Genomic DNA, 15,883 nt, shown 5'->3' with positions numbered 1-15,883 from the left:
GGTCCTCCGAATGCTCGAATCACCGTCGTGACCACGGCCCGCGTGCCGCCACGTTCATCGCCGAACCCTTGGTCGCCATGACGATCCGGCCGAGATACTCGCCGGCCGCCATCCTCAACAGCCGCTCGGCCTCTCGCACCTCTTGATTCGAGGTTCCCGGCGCCTCGGCCACCAACACCGATACCCGGCCCGGGCCGCTCAGATCCAGCGCCTCGACGGATTCGAGCACCGCCGGTGCCGCGACGAGCACGTCCCGGGTGGCCGCCAATCGTTCGAGCACCGCGCTCAGCGCAGCGCGCCGGGGCCGAGGGCGGGCGGCCGACTCGTCCGAACCGCCAAGGGGCAGCCAATCGAATCCACCCACCGGGTCGGGCACCATCGCCTCGGCGAGGGTGCAGCGGCCGGCAGCCACCTCCAGCAGGCCGGGCCCACCCGCCGCCCCGGCAGCCACCGCCGGGTCCGCAACGACGACAACCGCCGGCCGCCGGGCCGGGCCGGCCGCCCCGGCGCCCGCGAGCCGACGGGCGGCATCGAGCACGGCACGGGTGCCGCGGGGCGCGACGAGCAACACCGCGGCCCGGGTGTCTGTGATCGTCTATAGGTAGTCCGTTTCGGCGGGGTTTTCCTGCCAGCTGCGCGGCTGGTTTCCTGCCATTTCAGCGGTAAGAATCCGGCCAGTCGGTGCTGCGGTGGTGTGTCCCTTCGTAGGTTCTCTCGCGGTGCTGCTGCGGTTGTGCAGCGGCTCGTGGAAGGGGAGAACCGGAAAGCAGATGACGATAGCTATGACGATGCAAGAACAGATCCGGAAGCTCGACGCTGCCGGTGTTTCGGCCCGCCAGATCGCCAAGGATCTGGGGATCTCCCGCGACTCGGTCGCGAAATACATTGCCGTGCAGGATTTCTCACCGAAGCCGCCGGTGATTCATCGGCGTCCGGGTGCTTCGGTGCTGACCGGGTTCACGTCGGTGATCGATGAGTGGCTGGCCGAGGATGAGGGTCGGCCCGCAAGCAGCGCCACACTGCCCAGCGGGTCTGTGACCGGCTGGTCGCCGAACACGGGTATGGGGGGTCGTATTCGGCGGTGCAGCGCTATGTGAAGGCCTACCGGGCCGCGCGCCGCGCGCGGCAGGGTTCTCCGAGTTGGTGTGGCCGCCGGGGGTCGGGCAGGTCGACTTCGGGCAGGCCCAAGCGGTGATCGCCGGGGTGATGCAGGTGCTGCACGTGCTGGTGGTCACCTTCCCGCACTCCAACATGCGCTATGTCCAGGCCTATCCGGGGGAAACTGCTGAGAGCGTGTGCCATGGCCTGCGGGTGATCTTCGAGCACATCGGCGGCGCGGCGCGGGAGCTGATTTTCGACAACGCCGCCGGGGCGGGGCGCCGTCGCGGGGAGAAGGTCGTCGAATCGACGCTGTTTGGCGTTCCGCGCGCACTATCGGTGTGCGGCGCGGTACTGCAACCCGTATTCCGGGCATGAGAAGGGCAGTGTGGAGAACGCGGTGGGGTTCTTGCGCCGCAACCTGATGGTCCCCGAACCCGGGCCGAGAGCTTGTCCGGGCTCAACGCGATGCTGCTGGCCCGCTGCGAGGAGCTCGCCGCCACGGGGCATTACCGCAAGCAGACCCCGATCAGTGAACTGTTTGACGCCGACCGGGCCGCGCTGCTGGCGCTGCCCGGTGTCGGGTTCGACCCGGTGCGCTATGTGGCGCGGCGCACCGACAAGACCGGCAGTCTGCTCGTCGAGGGCCGTTCCTACTGCGCCGGGCCGGCGATGGCCGCCCAGACGGTCACCGTCGGAGTGTTTTGACCGCATCGAGTTCCTCGATGCCCACGGCCACCCGGTGATCTCATTGCCGCGGGCCTACACCAACACCACCGAGACGGTGTTCGACCCGGTGGCACTGTTGCCGCTGCTGGCGGCCAAGCCCGGCACCTGGGGCAACTCCCCGGTCCGCGCCCTGGTCAGCGACCCGGTGCGGGACTGGCTCGACGCCGCCGCCGTCCGGGAGCGCCGTGACATGCTCGCCGCGATCCACGCGGCGGCCGGCCCAGCGGGCTTCGGCAACACCATCATCGCCGCGGAGACCGTCATCGCCACCGGCGCCGCGGAACCAGCCGCGGTCGGCATGCTGGCCCGGCGCATCGCCGCCGGCGCCGAACCCCTGGCCTCGGCCGTGGACCTGAGCGTCTACGACACCCTCGCCATCGCCGAGGCCACAGCACTGGACCAAACCGCGATGGCCGCCGCTGACGCCGGGCAGGTGTCGGCGTGAGCGCGGTCAGCGTCGCCGATGTCGTCGCCGCGGGCCGGCAGGCGTATCTGACCGTGGCGGTGCTGCAGGAATGGGCGACCAAGGCCACCCGCGCCAGCGTGAGTATCTCCACGGGATGCTGACCGCGGAGAACGACTCCCGGGCCCGTTCCCGGCGGGCCCGGCTGCTGACCGCCGCCCGGCTGCCCGCAGCCAAATCCCTCGACGGCTACGACTGGACCGCCGTCGGGTTCCCCGACGGCTACGGACGCCAGCAGCTCGCCGACCTGGAATTCCTCGACCACGCCCAAGACCTGATCCTCTTCGGCGATGTCGGGACCGGCAAAACGCATCTGGCCACCGCCTTGGCCGCCGAAGCCTGCCAGCGCGGCATCCCGGCCCGCTACTTCACCACCTCCAGCCTGGTGATGACGCTGCGCCGCGCCAAAGACACCGGCCGCCTCGACCGGGAGCTGGCCACCCTCGCCAAAATCCCGCTGCTGGTCCTCGACGAACTCGGCTACCTACCGATCGACCCCGAAGGAGCGCGGCTGCTGTTCCAGGTCATCTCCGAGGCCTACGAAAAACGCAGCCTCATCATCACCACCAACCTTGAATTCTCGAAGTGGGGAACGGTGTTCGGAGACGACAACATGGCCGCGGCGATCATCGACCGCCTCGTGCACCACGGACGGCTCCTACGCTTCCGCGGCGACTCCTACCGCGTCAGCCACGCCCTCATGAAATGACCCCACCCACCGGACCAGGAAAACCAACAGCGATGACCGAACACCCCTACGCCCACCTCGGCGTCCCCGACGCCACCGAACGAGACCGCCTCAACACCGCGATGCTCACCGGCGACGGCGAATCCGACTTCTACGACGGCACCGGCCGCCCCGCGCCCTAGCCCGACAACTTCGACGATTGGAGCCCCGCCACCAGCCCCCACCGACACCGAACCCCCACCAGCCACCCTTCTGACCCACCCCCTCCGACCACAAATCCACAGTGCCGCAACACAATCCGACCATGACCCAGCCCATCGCCCAACCGCAGCGCTCACATGGCCGGAAATCCCAACAACATGGCCGGAAAATTAGCGCTCAAACGGCCGGAAACCTATTGACAAAACACAACATCGTCGACCTCCCGGCTCTGCCCGGTGAAAAGGCCATCGACTTCTGCGAAGCGGCAGGCGATCTATGGCAGAGCGCGCTGGTCGAGCGGCCTCCCGTGCCCGACTCCGCAGCGTCACTCGTAGTGCTTGAGGTGGTGCGCACCTTTGCACAAGTGACGATGGCAGCGGCGCTGGATGAACGGGTCAGCCGTGCAGCCGCAGAAGCATCCCTAGTTGGGGCATTGGAGGGCGTGCGGAATGACGCGCAGACATGGCTTGACACCGGGACGCCGACCGACGAGGTCATCGCCAGCCGTGTCGAGGCTGTCAAAGCGACGTTCAAGCAAGCCCAGGACGCTGCGGCCAACCGCGTCGCGGAAGCCGAGGCGGACGACGAGTACGCGATCGCCCACCCGTTCGGAGCGATCCTTGGATACCAGGACCCAGCAGTTGAGGCGGACATCATCTTCACGCAGGTATGCGAGTTCACCGAGGACGAGCACAAGCGATACGCGGAGGCCTACGACCGGCTCAAGCGCCAGCTCGACCAGGATCTATTCAGCTACGTCTCCGACATGAGCGACTCGTTCGTCGACGTGGTTTGCAGCGTGCTCCGCGAGATCCAAGACCAGACGTTCTCACTTTCGAACATGGAGGAGCCGCACAAGCGAATCCGGCGCATCCGGTCGGCGCTGATCGCATTTACGAGCGCCGTGCACAGCCATCAGGATCAGACGCTCTACCAGGTCAAGCACAAGTTTGATGACGGGTCAGATGAGCACCTCGCGGTCAAGAAGCTGTTCAATGACATTTACTCCAACTGTTTCGCCTACCGCTGGCTCATCGAACTTCGCCATGTGATGTTGCACGTGAATATGGACGCGTTCACTGTCTCGATGACTGCCAGGCTGCACGGCGACGCGACCATCGAACTCGGCATGAGCCGCTACTGGATGTCGAAGTCATCCGGGGTTATGAAGAAGGCCTACAAGCGAACTGAGCTAGAGGCTATGACCGAAGACCCAAGCGTGCTGGACATGATCAAAGACCTGCAGCCCGCGTTTGGTCCGCTGCAGGATGAAATCGACGCGATCATGTACCCCGCCGCCGAGGTGGCCGAAGACGCTGCGACAGTGCGCACTCTGATCAAGCGATTCAACGGACGGCGCGGACTCTACGCACTTCAGACCGGGCCAGGCTTCACCAGACGTTTTCGCACGCCGTCGTTCTCCCAGCTGGATCCGAGAGTCCTGGCCTTCGCCGACCAGCATGAGGCGAGTGATCAGCAGACATAGCAGGCCCGGCCCGCTATCCAGGAACGCGGCGGCGCAGGTACTCGGGAATTTCCGTGATCGGGCTATCGCGCATCCGCCGCTCGGTGTCGAGTGCACCCACCAGCACGTCGTGGGCCACGAGAGTGCTGCGAGGTCGTCGGGCTGGTGTTGTCCGGCTTGCCAGGTGACCGCCGCTTGTTCGAGGTCGGGCAGGTGCCCGGCGATGCGGGTGGTGCCGGTCTCCAAGCCCTGAAGCAGCGCCGCCGACCGGGCCATCGCATCGCCGCCGCGCCCGCTGCCCTTGGGAGTCCAGGTGGTGACGCGGATCGGGTGCGGCGTCTGAGTCCGGCGAATCGCGTCTTTGACGACCCGCTGATACATCTCGTGTGCCGCGAAACCCTCCACGGCGATCTCCGACGCGCCGACGCCAACAGCCAGATCGACAGCGGCCCTGGCCCATTAATCAGAGGTCATCAGTACGGAGACTTCGGCGATAACGGCCACCACTGGCAATGTCAACCTGAAGTGGCCCCGCTGGGACGGCTAGTTTTGGCCCCACTCGGTGAACGTCGGAGTGGCCGGGCGTGCGGGCTGTTAGCCCCAAAAGGTGCCTGAGGGGTTGCGGTCGATCTCGGTGAGCAAGTCCTCGATGTGCGGAGTGGGTTCGATTAGGTCGTAGCGATGAAACTTGAGGTTGCGGTCTCGCCAGTAGAGGATCCAGGTGTTGGTGGTGGCGGTGTAGCGTAGCCGGGCGATCGGCAGGCTGGTCCAGCCTGGTCCGTAGTCTTCCCGCCAGGGCGCACGCCGCTCGAGGATCGTCAGGTGTCGGGCAGCGACCTCGCATTCGACGCGGACCTGGTGGAGTGCGTGCTCGGGCACTCGTGCGTCACACCACCGTTGAACGCGTGCGACATCGAGGTGGGGTAAGGCCATGTGGTCACCAACGGGGCGAGTCGGTGGCGGCGGTCAGGACATCGTAGGCGGTGTCGAGTTGTCGTTGGCGGCGCCGGTTGGGTTCGTGGTTGGATTCGGCAGCTAGTGCGTCGATCAGTTCGTCAAGTTCAATGTCGGTCAGCGCGAGATGCAGCTCGTCGTTGAGTCCGCGGATCGCGAAAACTGCTCTCTGGCAGTGATTGTCGAGAAGGGGCAGGGTTCTCAGGATCGCAGCGGTGTCAGCGTCGATGATGATGACGTGGCGTGGTTGAGCCGCGGTCAACTGCTGGCGGCGCAGGTCATAGATTGATCCGGCCCAGTTGCTGATGGTGCCGTCGTCACCGCAGTGACTGCAGCGCCAGCCGATGGATTGATCAGGATCGGGGCAGACCACGATGATGCGGCCCGGGCAGCGGCGGTTGGCGGGTCGGCGCCGGCACGGCAGGGCGGTTTCCCACGGGGTGTGGGCGTCCCCGGCGCTAGCGGCGGCGGCGATGCTGGTGAGGTGCTCGGCGAGCTTGAGTGCCGGGCCTGGGACTTCGGGACCCAGGTCGAGGAAGTGCTGCAGATCGGCGACCAACATGACCTGGTCACTGTATCGGCCACGTAGCGCGGCGGCCTGCTTCAGGTTGTGCTGGCGGTGCGTCGTTTGCGGGCATGAGCCAGTCGGTATGAGCTGGTGCCGGTTTCGATGATCTGCCCGGCGAAGGTCAACCGGTCGACAATGGCCGCGCATAACCGTGGGTCGGTGAAGGTTTTGGTCCACGCCGAGAACGGTTCGTTGGAGGCGATCGCCACCGCCGAGCGTTCTTCGCGTTCGGTGAGGACCTGGAACAGCAACTCCGCGCCGCGGCGGTCTAATTGCAGGTAGCCCAGCTCGTCGATCAGCAGAAGATCGACCCGGCCGTAGCGGGTGATCAACTTACTCAGTTGGGCGTCGTCGGCGGCTTCGACGAGCTCGTTGACCAGCTTGCTGGCCAGGGTGTAGCGGACGCGGTAGCCGGCCTCGGCGGCCAGGGTTCCCAGTCCGATCAGCAGGTGGCTTTTGCCGGTCCCGGAGTCACCGATCAAGCACAATGGTTCGCCGGCTTTGACCCAGGCGCAGGTGGCCAGGGTTCCGATCACCGCCGGGTTGATTGCCGGGTTGGCCTCAAAGGTGAACTCGTCGAGCCGTTTTAGCCGAGGAAACCCGGCGTCATGAATGCGGCGCTGCGCCCGACGGCGGTCGCGGTCCTCGCATTCAGCGATCATCAGCTCCGAGAGGAAACCCAGGTAGGACTGTTGTTCGCGTTCGGCGGCGGCGGCGATCTCGGAGAAGCGGTCGCGGATCGTGGGCAGTCGCAGCATGCGGGCACCCTGTTCGATCGCCGCGACCGCGGCTTGGTCGGTGACGGTGCGACGGGGGACGTTCATGAGCTCTGCCGGCCCAGCAAGGTGTCGTAGGGGGCCACCGACGGCAGCGGACGCTCATCGACGATCGCGGCGCCGAGGTGGTGGTGGGCAAGCAGGAGCGCCTGCGCCGCGACATCGGAGCTGTTCTGATGCCGGTCAGCGCCGGTGCGGCGTTCGGCGGCCTTGCGGGCTTCCAGCGCCACCACATCAGCATTGGCCGAGCCCACCGACAGCGCTGCACTGATGCCGGCCAACACATCTACCCGATCCAAGTGTCGGTGCAGCAGCAACACTTCCACCAGAGCACGGGTGCCCGCGGCGTCGCCATAGGCCTTTCGGGCGGCAGCCCACCAGGCGTCGTGTTCGGTGGTGAACATCTTGGCTGCCCGTGCCTGAGCCAACGCGGTGGCCCCGGGCAGCGCCCCGGGTTTGCGGGTCAGGATCTCCAGATAGTGGTCCAAGTCCAGCACTTTGGTGCCCTTGCCGACCGCGCGGGGATGCCGCGCCACCACGGTAGCGCGGTCATAGACGGTGACGTGGGAAGCCGACAATTTCACCCGCAGCCGGTGCCCGATGAACCGGGCCGGCACCGAATACTGATTGCAGCGCACCATGATCTGGGCATACCGATCCACCCGCGGGGTCACCGTCAACGCCGTATCAAACGGCTCGTCAGTGACCGGCTGCAGTGCCAGCTTTTCCAGATCCCAGTCCTGGCCAACACTGTTGGCGCGGTTGGCGATCCGACGGTGATCGTCAGCGTCATCAGCAGCGGCCAGCGCAGCGTTGAGCTCGTCAATGGAGTCGACCACCGGCATCGGCACGCAGTGGTTGCGCCGGAATCGGCCACCCTCGCCCTCCACACCACCTTTCTCGTGGCTGCCGTCGTGACCGGGCTGGCAGTACCAGGCTTCGAAACCGTAGTGCGACCGGAAGGCGATCCAACGCTCGTTTTCCTGACGAGATCGTCCGAACAGCACCTGCTTGACCGCACTGTTGAGGTTGTCGTAGCGGATCTTGTCGACCGGCACGCCGCCGAGCCGGTCGAACCCATAGACATGGCCTTCCAGGAACGCCTCCTGGCCTTGGGTCGCGAACGCCCGATGCGCAGAGCGCCCCGAGAACGATAACCGCATCGTGAACAGCGCGGTCTTGGTCTTCACCCCAGCCAGCACCACCCACAGATCGTGGAAGTCGACCTCGGCTTCGGCACCTGGGCGATATGTCTGAGGCACGAACCCTGCTTCCAGCGCCCGGCCCGCTTCCGCCGCGACCTGCGGGCGACGTTTCCGGATGTGGTCGCGCACCGTCGAATACGACAAACCATCCGCGTCATGTTCATCGACCAGACGCGCCAAAACCCTTCGGGCGGTGTGGCGTTGCTTCTTCGGTGCATCCAGATCCGAACGCAGCATCTCATCGATCGCCGCTTTGAACGGCTCCAACCGGGGCGCCACCCGCTGCACCGTCTTGCGCGGCGGCGGCACTGCCGATTCCAACGCCTGGCGCACCGTGCGTCGATGCACCCGATACTTATCGGCTAGCGCCCGGATCGACAAACCCTCAACCCGATAATCCCGGCGGATCGCCGCGAACTGCTCCACCCTTGACCTCACTTTCCAGCCACCACCTCTCACCAGCGATCCGGGCTATCCGGAACCGCACGTGATCACTGTCAGGTGGGGCCACTTCACGTCGTCATAACCGACGCGGAGTGTCGTAAAGATGGGGCCAAATCAAACCGTCACAACGGCACAACCGCGACCACACAGGTGGAGCCATTCCCAACCGTCCACCCGGGGCCAAATCAGGCTGTCACAGCCACACCACTCCCTCGCGAGTCAGCGACGCCGCCACGATGTTGCTGGCGCGCAACCGCCGCGAAGTCGCTGACCGCTGATCCCGGCGGCCTACCCCGCACTACTTGCGCAGTGTCGCAACAGCATTGGAGACGTGGCAGAGCGGCGAATGCAGCGCCTTGCTAAGGCGTAGTCGACACATGTCGGCCGCGGGTTCGAGTCCCGCCGTCTCCGCGCCGCATCACACACTGTGCGCGCCGCGCATAGCCGGTTTACGCGACGGACCGCACTCTCGTTGCAGCCAAACCGCTGCCCCTCTCCCGACAGGACAATCTGTGCGCCGCGACCCGCTTTCCGACCACGTACTGCGCCGCTTCCGTGAGGAAGCCGACCGTGCAGCACATTCCAACTTCGACGCGCGAGACCTGCTGGCGTCTCATGGCGTCGCGTGGGACGACGCGAACACCGCCTGGAACCGACTGCGCCCACATAGCGGTGAGCTCGACGACCGGATCGGCAAACACTGGCGCGAGCAGTACCGCAGCACCTGCGCGGAGCTGTCCGGGTAGGGTCGCGCCACGCAGTGGTGGCTGGCGCTGTGCGTGTCACCGTCCGCTGCATGTTCATCTGTGAATTCCAGAAGATCAGCAACGGTGAGTATTTCGGCCGGTCGGCGCACCCCAGTCGGCAAGCCGCCGAACAGCACGCGATCACCGAGCTCCGCAAGCTCGGCGAAGAGGAGCAGGACATCCTCAGCGCCGTCGCGGCGGCCGGATACGGCTGCGCCGACACCAGCCACACCGGATACGGCGTGCGGATACTCGAGGACAACTAGCGCCGGCCCCGCAGTGTCACGTCCCCGGCTTCGGCGTCATCCTCGGCGCTGCTCCGAAAGGCCGGGGTCCTCGAGTAGACGTAGTAGGTCCCCGAGGATCCGGTCAGCGCGACTCTCGACGTCGTCAAGCACATCGGTCACACCGCCAAGCACCCCCGCCGCGCGGCGCCGGGCGGCCACTCCACGTGTGAAGCTGGCGGGATCAAGTAGTGCGGCCTCCGCTGGCGGCTCGGGCAGTGCGGGTGATATCGGGTCACGTTCGGGTGTTCCGGTGATCGCCGGGTGCGGTCTGGCCCAGCCGTTGAGGTGTGAGTTCACGATGTGCGACACCGAGGCCGGACGCAGCGGTGTGGGCAGCCACGGCGTCGCTCCCCAGCGGTCGATCGGCGTCAGCATCGCCAGCTCATCGGGCACCGCACCGACCGGAGGCACCGGTTCGCCCCGCAGGTAGGCGGCCAGCCAGCGCGGGCTAGGGATGTGGTGCTGAATGCCACGGACCCGCAGCCACTGTGCGAGAACCTTCCTCGGCGATACATCCCCCTGCGCCAAACTGGCCGGCGTTCTGAACGTTACCCCGTTTGCTGTGATGACCAGGCAGTCACTGAGCATGTCGGCCTGGACATCACCGGCACGTAGTTCAGCGATGGCCTGCAGGGGAACCGCGGCGGCCGCCAGCGCGAGAAGCATCGCGTCACGGCGGGCGAACAGCGCGGTAGGCCAACCAATTTCAGGTAGGCGGCTGATCACCTCGGCGGCGGCAGCGCCACGCATCTCTGCTTTCACACCGCGGCGGGCATCGATCAGCTGTCGGACAGTCTCGGCTCGTCCCGGCTCGGGATGCCCGGATCGTCGGTGAACCGCGTTGACGACGCCGACCCGGCGCCGCTGGGTTCCCTCCGCGGCGTAGTTGGCGGCGATGAATTGCGCCAGCACCGTCGGGTCGGCTGGAAGCGCGCGGTGACCCAGTGCCGTGCACCAGTCGGTGAACAGCTGCCACACAGCGCGACTGCGTGAATCCGCGGGGGCCGTCATAGTCCCAGGGACGTGACAGCGTTGCCGACCAACGGCGCCTCTTCCCGGGCGTAGCGCTCCACCATGGCCGGGGTTCGGTGGGCGGTTTGGCGCATGATCGCGTGCGCATCGGCACCGTTGCGGAACGCCTGCGTCACGAACCCGGAACGCAGACTGTGCGCGCCCAGTCGAGCCACCGCGGATGCCGGGAAGCCGGCTCGGGCAGCGCGGCGGCGGATCGCGGCGTGCACCGCGGCCCCCGACATGGCCGTCTCCGACAGATTCCCGTTCTGCGCGATGGCCCGGAAAATCGCACGGCCGGCTCGGATTTCACGCTGCCCCGGCGATTGGCACACGTGAACGACCAAGCCGCAGTCCTCCCCCGAAAGCAGCGCGATCACCGCCGAGCGTCCGCCGTCGTCGAAAGCTGCGACCACCTGCGCCCAGCGGGCGAACGCGCACGGCGGGCAGCGTCTCGGGTCCTCGGCGCGGGGCAGGGCGTGTACCCGCCCCTGCCCTTCCTGGTCGGTCTTGGAGCGGCGGATGTGGACGTGGACGCCGTCGAGGGGGTGCAGGACCACGTCGGCTCCAGTAAGCCCGACCAGCTCGCTGCGGCGAAAGGCGCCGGTGAAGCCCATCAGCAGCAGAGCCGTATCTCGGCGCTCATGCACGGCGTCTGGCCACCCGAGCACCTGTTCGCGAGCAGCGGAGACGATGCTCAGGACGTCCTCGGTGAGCAGCGGTGCTCTCGGGGAGCGGGGACGGTCCCCCGCGGCGGCGTACTCACGCCGGATGCCGGCGATTGTCGACAGCACCACGGGATGCTGCGTCGGCACGGTGTCGGCGCCCGCTCGGCGGTGGCGGTCGGAGATCGCGGCAACCCACTTGCTCAACGTCGCTGGGGCGTAAGAGTGCCGGCCGTCACTGTCAACGGTGTCTGCGGCGTCGACGAGATACGCGGCGACCACAGCCGGTGCGGCAGGCAATGATTGATGCCCCTGGCGGGTGCACCAGTTCTCGAAGCGGCGCCACCCGCTGTCGTAAGCCCGTCGTGTTCCCGGGGACTGCGCAGCCGCCGCAGCGCGCAGGATCCTGTCCTGTGTGCGCCGATCCAGCTCCGTGTCCGGACCGGCCGCGCGGACGGCGGGTGACGGCATCCACGCAGCTTATCGGTATCGCCAGACAGGCGAGCAGTGCCGCACAACGGCAATCCTCCTCACCGCGCTGCCATTTCGGGTCGAGCACTCGGCTGAGGTGGAACTGTCACGTCCTGGTGTGTTGTCGAAGCCGTCGCCCATGCCCGCGTTCCAGCGGTATCCACGACCACACCGTGTGGTCCTGAACCAGTGGTCGCGGTGCTGCGGACCGTCATTGTCGCGGTATCGATCGACGACGCCGTGCTGCCTGGTTCATCGCGGGTGCCCTGATCAGCCGATATGACGGTGGCCTCATCGGGTGTCAGATACACCTGCACGGGGTCGCTGGGGACCGGAGCGGCGGCGACCACCGTGTAGGCGTCCAGATCCACCTTGACGACCGCGGACGGATCGGTGATTCCGGCATACGCGAACCGCCCGTCCGCCGTGACCGCCACCTGGGCTGGATTCGCGCCCACCGGAACAGAACCCAATACCGTGTCAGTTGCGGGGTCGATCACGTCCAGTGCGCCCTCCGTGGTGTTGGCGATCACGACGATCGAGCCGTCGGCCGAGGGCCGCAGACCATGCGGCATCCCGCCAACAGTAATCTGCCCAATCGGCTGCAGGTCACCTGCCCGGTACACCGACACCGTGCCGTCCGCCTACGGACATACTATCTACTTACGTAGATGCGGGGTGCGATCGTGGCGCCGATCTCTCGCTCAAGGCGCCGACGGGCGTGCTAGACAGCAACGACCGCTTTCAGTCCAACGTGTAGAACTCTTGGGCGTTTGCGGCGTAGGCGGTGTCGTAGTCGATGGCTAACAGTGCTTCAACCCGCCCGACAGCCGCGCGCTGCTCCCACACCTGGCCGGTTCTGCTGCGCCACGTAGTGCCGTCCGTATCGACCCCCCACAAGGATCCGCTTTTTGCCGCGGACAACAACGCCAGGCTCGGGGCATCGACTACGGCGGTGAAGGTGTGCCCGGTGTCGGTGCTGCGCTGCAGTCCATTGCGGGTGAGCGCCAATATTCCGGTGTCGGTGACGGCGAGGGCGGCGGCGGCCAATGCGGCGCCGGCGGTCCAGTCCATGCCGGCGTTGGTGGAGATCAACAGGCCTGTTCGTCCGTCGAAGCCGACGAGAACCTCGCCATCGGTGGCCAGGGCGTGAAAGTCGACTTCGCCGGTCAGCGACTTCGCCGCCCAGCTACGCCCACCATCGGTGCTTTCGATCAACCCCAACGGGTTGGGCATCGAGCTCGACGCTCCAGGATGTCCGGAAGCAAACAGGTGGTCGGTCCCCGGCACTCCAGTCAACCCCATGAAGTCGTCGTCGGATTCCCCGATGCGTGCGGTGCGACCGGCGGTGTCGATCGCTACCAAGCCGGTGTGGGTGCCGGCCAACACCGTCCCCTGCGCGTCGAGATGCAGACCGTGCACATGGTCGAGCGCCGGCGTCAAAGCCACACTAGGTGCCGACGGGGACACACTGGATGCCGGCTCTTGCAGAGTCGGCGCCGACGGTGGCGGGCTAGTGCAGGCCCCCAGCATCACCACCGTGACCGCGATGACGGCACCCGCCCAGCCACGAAAGGACCATCTAGCCATGGGTATTCACTACGGCGTCTCTGCTCGCGCAGGTGCGGCCAGTGGCCTGTCGGGAGCTGGCCAAGCGGGCGGGGTCCAGATCGAGGCGGCGCAACAACTGGGCATTGAGCGCGACGACGATCGTCGAGATCGACATCAGCACTGCGGCTGCAGCCGGCGGCAGCACCACCCCGATCGGGGCCAGCACACCAGCGGCCAACGGCACGGCAATGATGTTGTATCCGGTCGCCCACACCAGGTTCTGCCACATCTTGCGGTAGCTGGCGTGCGAAAGTTCGATGATCGATAACACCGCCCGCGGATCGTTGGCCGCCAGCACCACTCCAGCAGACTCGATCGCGACGTCGGTACCGGCACCGATGGCCACACCGACCTCGGCGCGGGCCAACGCCGGCGCGTCGTTGACCCCATCGCCGACCATCGCCACTCGGTGCCCACGGTTCTGCAGTTCGGCGACCTTCGCGTCCTTATGTTCGGGCAGCACCTCGGCGAACACCTCATCGATGCCCAGATCGGCAGCGACCGCGTCGGCGACCTGTTGGGCATCGCCGGTGATCAAGGCCACCTTGACGTTTCGGGCGTGCAGGGCGTCGATTGCCTGACGCGATTCCTCCCGAACGGCATCCTCGAGCGCCACCGCGCCCAGCACATGACCATCGCGGGCAATATGCAGCACCGAGGCGCCGCGCTGCACCCACCCGCGGGTCACCGCGCTGACACCTTCGGGGACCGGCAGTCGCAGGTCGGCCAGCATCGCCGGGCCACCGACCGAAACGTCCAGCCCGTCGACCCTGGCCCGCACGCCGCGACCGGGCAGCGACCGGAAATCCGAAGCGACGACCCGCTCACTGAACGGCACGCGCGATTGCGCCGCGGCCACGATGGCGCGGGCCACCGGATGCTCACTGTCGGACTCGACCGCCGCTGCCAGCGCGAGCAACTGCTCCTCACTGATCCCGGTCGTGGCGACGACGCCGGTGACCCGATGCCGCCCCTCGGTCAGGGTGCCGGTCTTATCGAAGAGCACCACGTCGACGGTGCGCATCCGCTCCAGCGCCAGCCGGTCTTTGACCAGCACCCCGGCCCGGGCGGCGCGTTCGGTGGAGATCGCGATGACCAGCGGGATCGCCAATCCGAGGGCATGCGGGCACGCGATGACCAGCACGGTGACGGTGCGGACCACCGCCTCATCGAGATTCCCGAGCAGCAGCGCCCACACCAAAAAGGTGATGATGCCCGCGCCGGTCGCAAAATAAAACAGGAAGGCTGCGGCTTTGTCGGCGAGCGCCTGCGCCCGTGACGAGGAAGCTTGCGCGGCGGCGACCATCCGCTGAATGCCGGCCAGGGCGGTGTCGTCGCCGACCGCGGTGATCTGAACCCGCAGGGCGCTGTCGGTGGCGACGGTGCCGGCCACCACGGTGTCGCCGACCTGTCGGGTCACCGGCTTGGACTCACCGGTGATCATTGATTCGTCTACCTCGGCGCGGCCGTCGGTGACCGCGCCATCGGCCGGCACCCGGGCACCGGCGCGCACCAGCACGACATCACCTAGATCCAGCTCCGAGACAGCGACCTCACGGACTCCGTCGTCGGTGACCTTCTCGGCGGTGTCGGGCAGCATCGCGGCCAGCGCGTCGAGTGCCCCCGATGCGGAACCCAGGGCTCGCATCTCCAGCCAATGCCCCAGCAGCATGATGACGATCAGCAGCGCCAGCTCCCACCAGAAGTCCAGGTTGAAGCCCCCGACCCCCAGGGTGGTGACCCAGGAGGCGATGAACGCGACGCTGATCGCCATCCCGATCAGAAGCATCATCCCGGGACGGCGGGACTTCAGCTCGGCCCAGCCGCCGGTGAGAAACGGCATGCCGCCGTAGAAGAAGATCACCGTGCCCAGAATCGGGGCGATCCACGACATACCGGGAAAGTCCGGCAGTGTGTAGCCGAACAGCTCGGCGATCATGTGGCTGAACACCACCACCGGCACCGACAGAACAAGGCTGACCCAGAACCGGCGGCGGAACATCTCGCCGTGCGCGCCGTGTCCGGCATGTCGATCATGGCCCGCGTGCCCGGCATCGGCGTCGTGTCCGACGTGGGCCAGATGCTCCCCGTGACCGGCGTGAGGATCTTGGGCGCTGGGCGCTGGGCTCTGTGTCTGGGTGGCGTGCTCGTGTTCGGCGGATCCCGGCTGGTGGCCGGCGTGTCCCTGCTCCGGGTCGGACATCACAACTCCTGACAGCAAGTAGGCGGGGTTGATCGGGTCATCATCACTGAACCCCGCACGCTTCGAAGACTTGAAATGGTTACCGTCAACTTCTACTGACCGACATAGTACGACAGCGGGCCGTTAGTCAAAATTTCAGGACGCGGCCCGATCAGCTTGGTTGGTGGCATCATCGGCACAAGATCAAGTCAATCGTGTACTAGCCCGGGCTCGCGCTCGGAAATTCAAGGCGACACCAGCCCGTGCGGAGCCGAATCATGTTCGCGGGCAGCGCGGTATCCATGCTGTCGAACACGCT

General features: G+C 66.7%; 16 protein-coding genes, 1 tRNA gene and 1 pseudogene. 8 read left to right on the top strand and 10 right to left on the bottom strand.

Annotation, left to right across the window (positions count from 1 at the left end):
• Positions 1-19: 19 nt before the first annotated feature.
• The gene (locus tag G6N10_RS16650) at positions 20-571 is read right to left on the bottom strand and encodes a hypothetical protein (RefSeq protein ID WP_085100995.1); all 552 of its coding nucleotides are present in this window, start codon (positions 569-571) and stop codon (positions 20-22) included.
• Between the two features lie 211 nt (positions 572-782).
• Between G6N10_RS16650 and istA (G6N10_RS16645) the strand changes: the two are divergent.
• From istA (G6N10_RS16645) to G6N10_RS16635, 5 genes and pseudogenes are all read left to right on the top strand, one after another.
• Positions 783-2,272 (top strand): annotated as a pseudogene (gene istA, locus G6N10_RS16645) (IS21 family transposase).
• Positions 2,269-2,394 carry a hypothetical protein gene (locus G6N10_RS20630; protein ID WP_276509278.1) on the top strand — a complete coding sequence of 42 codons (126 nt, stop codon included), beginning with the start codon at positions 2,269-2,271 and terminating at the stop codon, positions 2,392-2,394. Before istA (G6N10_RS16645) ends, G6N10_RS20630 begins: the two are co-directional and overlap by 4 nt.
• Positions 2,388-2,999, top strand: a complete 612-nt coding sequence (istB, locus tag G6N10_RS16640) for an IS21-like element helper ATPase IstB (RefSeq protein ID WP_179962872.1) — start codon at positions 2,388-2,390, stop codon at positions 2,997-2,999. Before G6N10_RS20630 ends, istB (G6N10_RS16640) begins: the two co-directional genes overlap by 7 nt.
• 32 nt (positions 3,000-3,031) lie before the next feature.
• Entirely contained in the window at positions 3,032-3,160 is a 129-nt protein-coding gene (locus G6N10_RS20625) for a hypothetical protein (RefSeq protein ID WP_263993231.1), read from the top strand.
• A 122-nt stretch (positions 3,161-3,282) separates the two neighbouring features.
• The gene (locus G6N10_RS16635; RefSeq protein WP_133055185.1) at positions 3,283-4,665 is read left to right on the top strand and encodes a hypothetical protein; all 1,383 of its coding nucleotides are present in this window, start codon (positions 3,283-3,285) and stop codon (positions 4,663-4,665) included.
• A gap of 573 nt (positions 4,666-5,238) precedes the next feature.
• Here G6N10_RS16635 and G6N10_RS16630 read toward each other — a convergent pair.
• Genes G6N10_RS16630 through istA (G6N10_RS16615) form a run of 4 tightly spaced genes read right to left on the bottom strand, consistent with a single transcriptional unit; the run spans position 5,239 to position 8,585 of the window.
• On the bottom strand, positions 5,239-5,523 hold the full coding sequence (locus G6N10_RS16630; RefSeq protein ID WP_234810671.1) for a DUF3024 domain-containing protein: 285 nt from the start codon (positions 5,521-5,523) through the stop codon (positions 5,239-5,241).
• 58 nt (positions 5,524-5,581) lie between these two features.
• The gene (locus tag G6N10_RS16625) at positions 5,582-6,160 is read right to left on the bottom strand and encodes a hypothetical protein (RefSeq protein WP_085099944.1); all 579 of its coding nucleotides are present in this window, start codon (positions 6,158-6,160) and stop codon (positions 5,582-5,584) included.
• 41 nt (positions 6,161-6,201) lie between these two features.
• Positions 6,202-6,990 carry an IS21-like element helper ATPase IstB gene (istB, locus tag G6N10_RS16620; RefSeq protein WP_085099947.1) on the bottom strand — a complete coding sequence of 263 codons (789 nt, stop codon included), beginning with the start codon at positions 6,988-6,990 and terminating at the stop codon, positions 6,202-6,204.
• Positions 6,987-8,585 carry an IS21 family transposase gene (istA, locus tag G6N10_RS16615; RefSeq protein WP_109750620.1) on the bottom strand — a complete coding sequence of 533 codons (1,599 nt, stop codon included), beginning with the start codon at positions 8,583-8,585 and terminating at the stop codon, positions 6,987-6,989. The genes istB (G6N10_RS16620) and istA (G6N10_RS16615) overlap by 4 nt, the downstream gene beginning before the upstream one ends.
• 331 nt (positions 8,586-8,916) lie before the next feature.
• On the opposite strand from istA (G6N10_RS16615), the gene G6N10_RS16610 reads away from it, so the two are divergent.
• The 3 genes from G6N10_RS16610 (at position 8,917) to G6N10_RS16600 (ending at position 9,603) form a co-directional block, all read left to right on the top strand.
• Positions 8,917-9,002, top strand: a tRNA-Ser gene (locus G6N10_RS16610).
• A gap of 101 nt (positions 9,003-9,103) precedes the next feature.
• Positions 9,104-9,337 carry a hypothetical protein gene (locus tag G6N10_RS16605; protein WP_085099954.1) on the top strand — a complete coding sequence of 78 codons (234 nt, stop codon included), beginning with the start codon at positions 9,104-9,106 and terminating at the stop codon, positions 9,335-9,337.
• 50 nt (positions 9,338-9,387) lie between these two features.
• On the top strand, positions 9,388-9,603 hold the full coding sequence (locus tag G6N10_RS16600; RefSeq protein ID WP_085099959.1) for a hypothetical protein: 216 nt from the start codon (positions 9,388-9,390) through the stop codon (positions 9,601-9,603).
• Between the two features lie 36 nt (positions 9,604-9,639).
• Here G6N10_RS16600 and G6N10_RS16595 read toward each other — a convergent pair whose 3' ends face one another.
• From G6N10_RS16595 to G6N10_RS16575, 5 genes are all read right to left on the bottom strand, one after another.
• Complete coding sequence (locus tag G6N10_RS16595) at positions 9,640-10,602, bottom strand: recombinase (protein ID WP_234810672.1); 963 nt, start codon at positions 10,600-10,602, stop codon at positions 9,640-9,642.
• Positions 10,603-10,631: 29 nt separating this feature from the next.
• Positions 10,632-11,771 carry a tyrosine-type recombinase/integrase gene (locus G6N10_RS16590; protein WP_085099962.1) on the bottom strand — a complete coding sequence of 380 codons (1,140 nt, stop codon included), beginning with the start codon at positions 11,769-11,771 and terminating at the stop codon, positions 10,632-10,634.
• Between the two features lie 59 nt (positions 11,772-11,830).
• Complete coding sequence (locus tag G6N10_RS16585; RefSeq protein ID WP_179962846.1) at positions 11,831-12,346, bottom strand: YncE family protein; 516 nt, start codon at positions 12,344-12,346, stop codon at positions 11,831-11,833.
• Between the two features lie 169 nt (positions 12,347-12,515).
• Entirely contained in the window at positions 12,516-13,220 is a 705-nt protein-coding gene (locus G6N10_RS16580; protein ID WP_308206007.1) for a F510_1955 family glycosylhydrolase, read from the bottom strand.
• Positions 13,221-13,353: 133 nt separating this feature from the next.
• A complete protein-coding gene (locus G6N10_RS16575) occupies positions 13,354-15,585 on the bottom strand; it encodes a heavy metal translocating P-type ATPase (RefSeq protein WP_085099968.1) in 2,232 nt (743 codons plus the stop codon).
• Positions 15,586-15,883: the final 298 nt, after the last annotated feature.

It is taken from the genome of Mycolicibacterium fallax, assembly GCF_010726955.1.
In the GTDB taxonomy this organism is placed as follows: Bacteria; Actinomycetota; Actinomycetes; order Mycobacteriales; family Mycobacteriaceae; genus Mycobacterium; species Mycobacterium fallax.
Note: the sequence above shows the minus strand (reverse complement) of the source record. Positions and strands in the feature narration are given on the sequence as shown.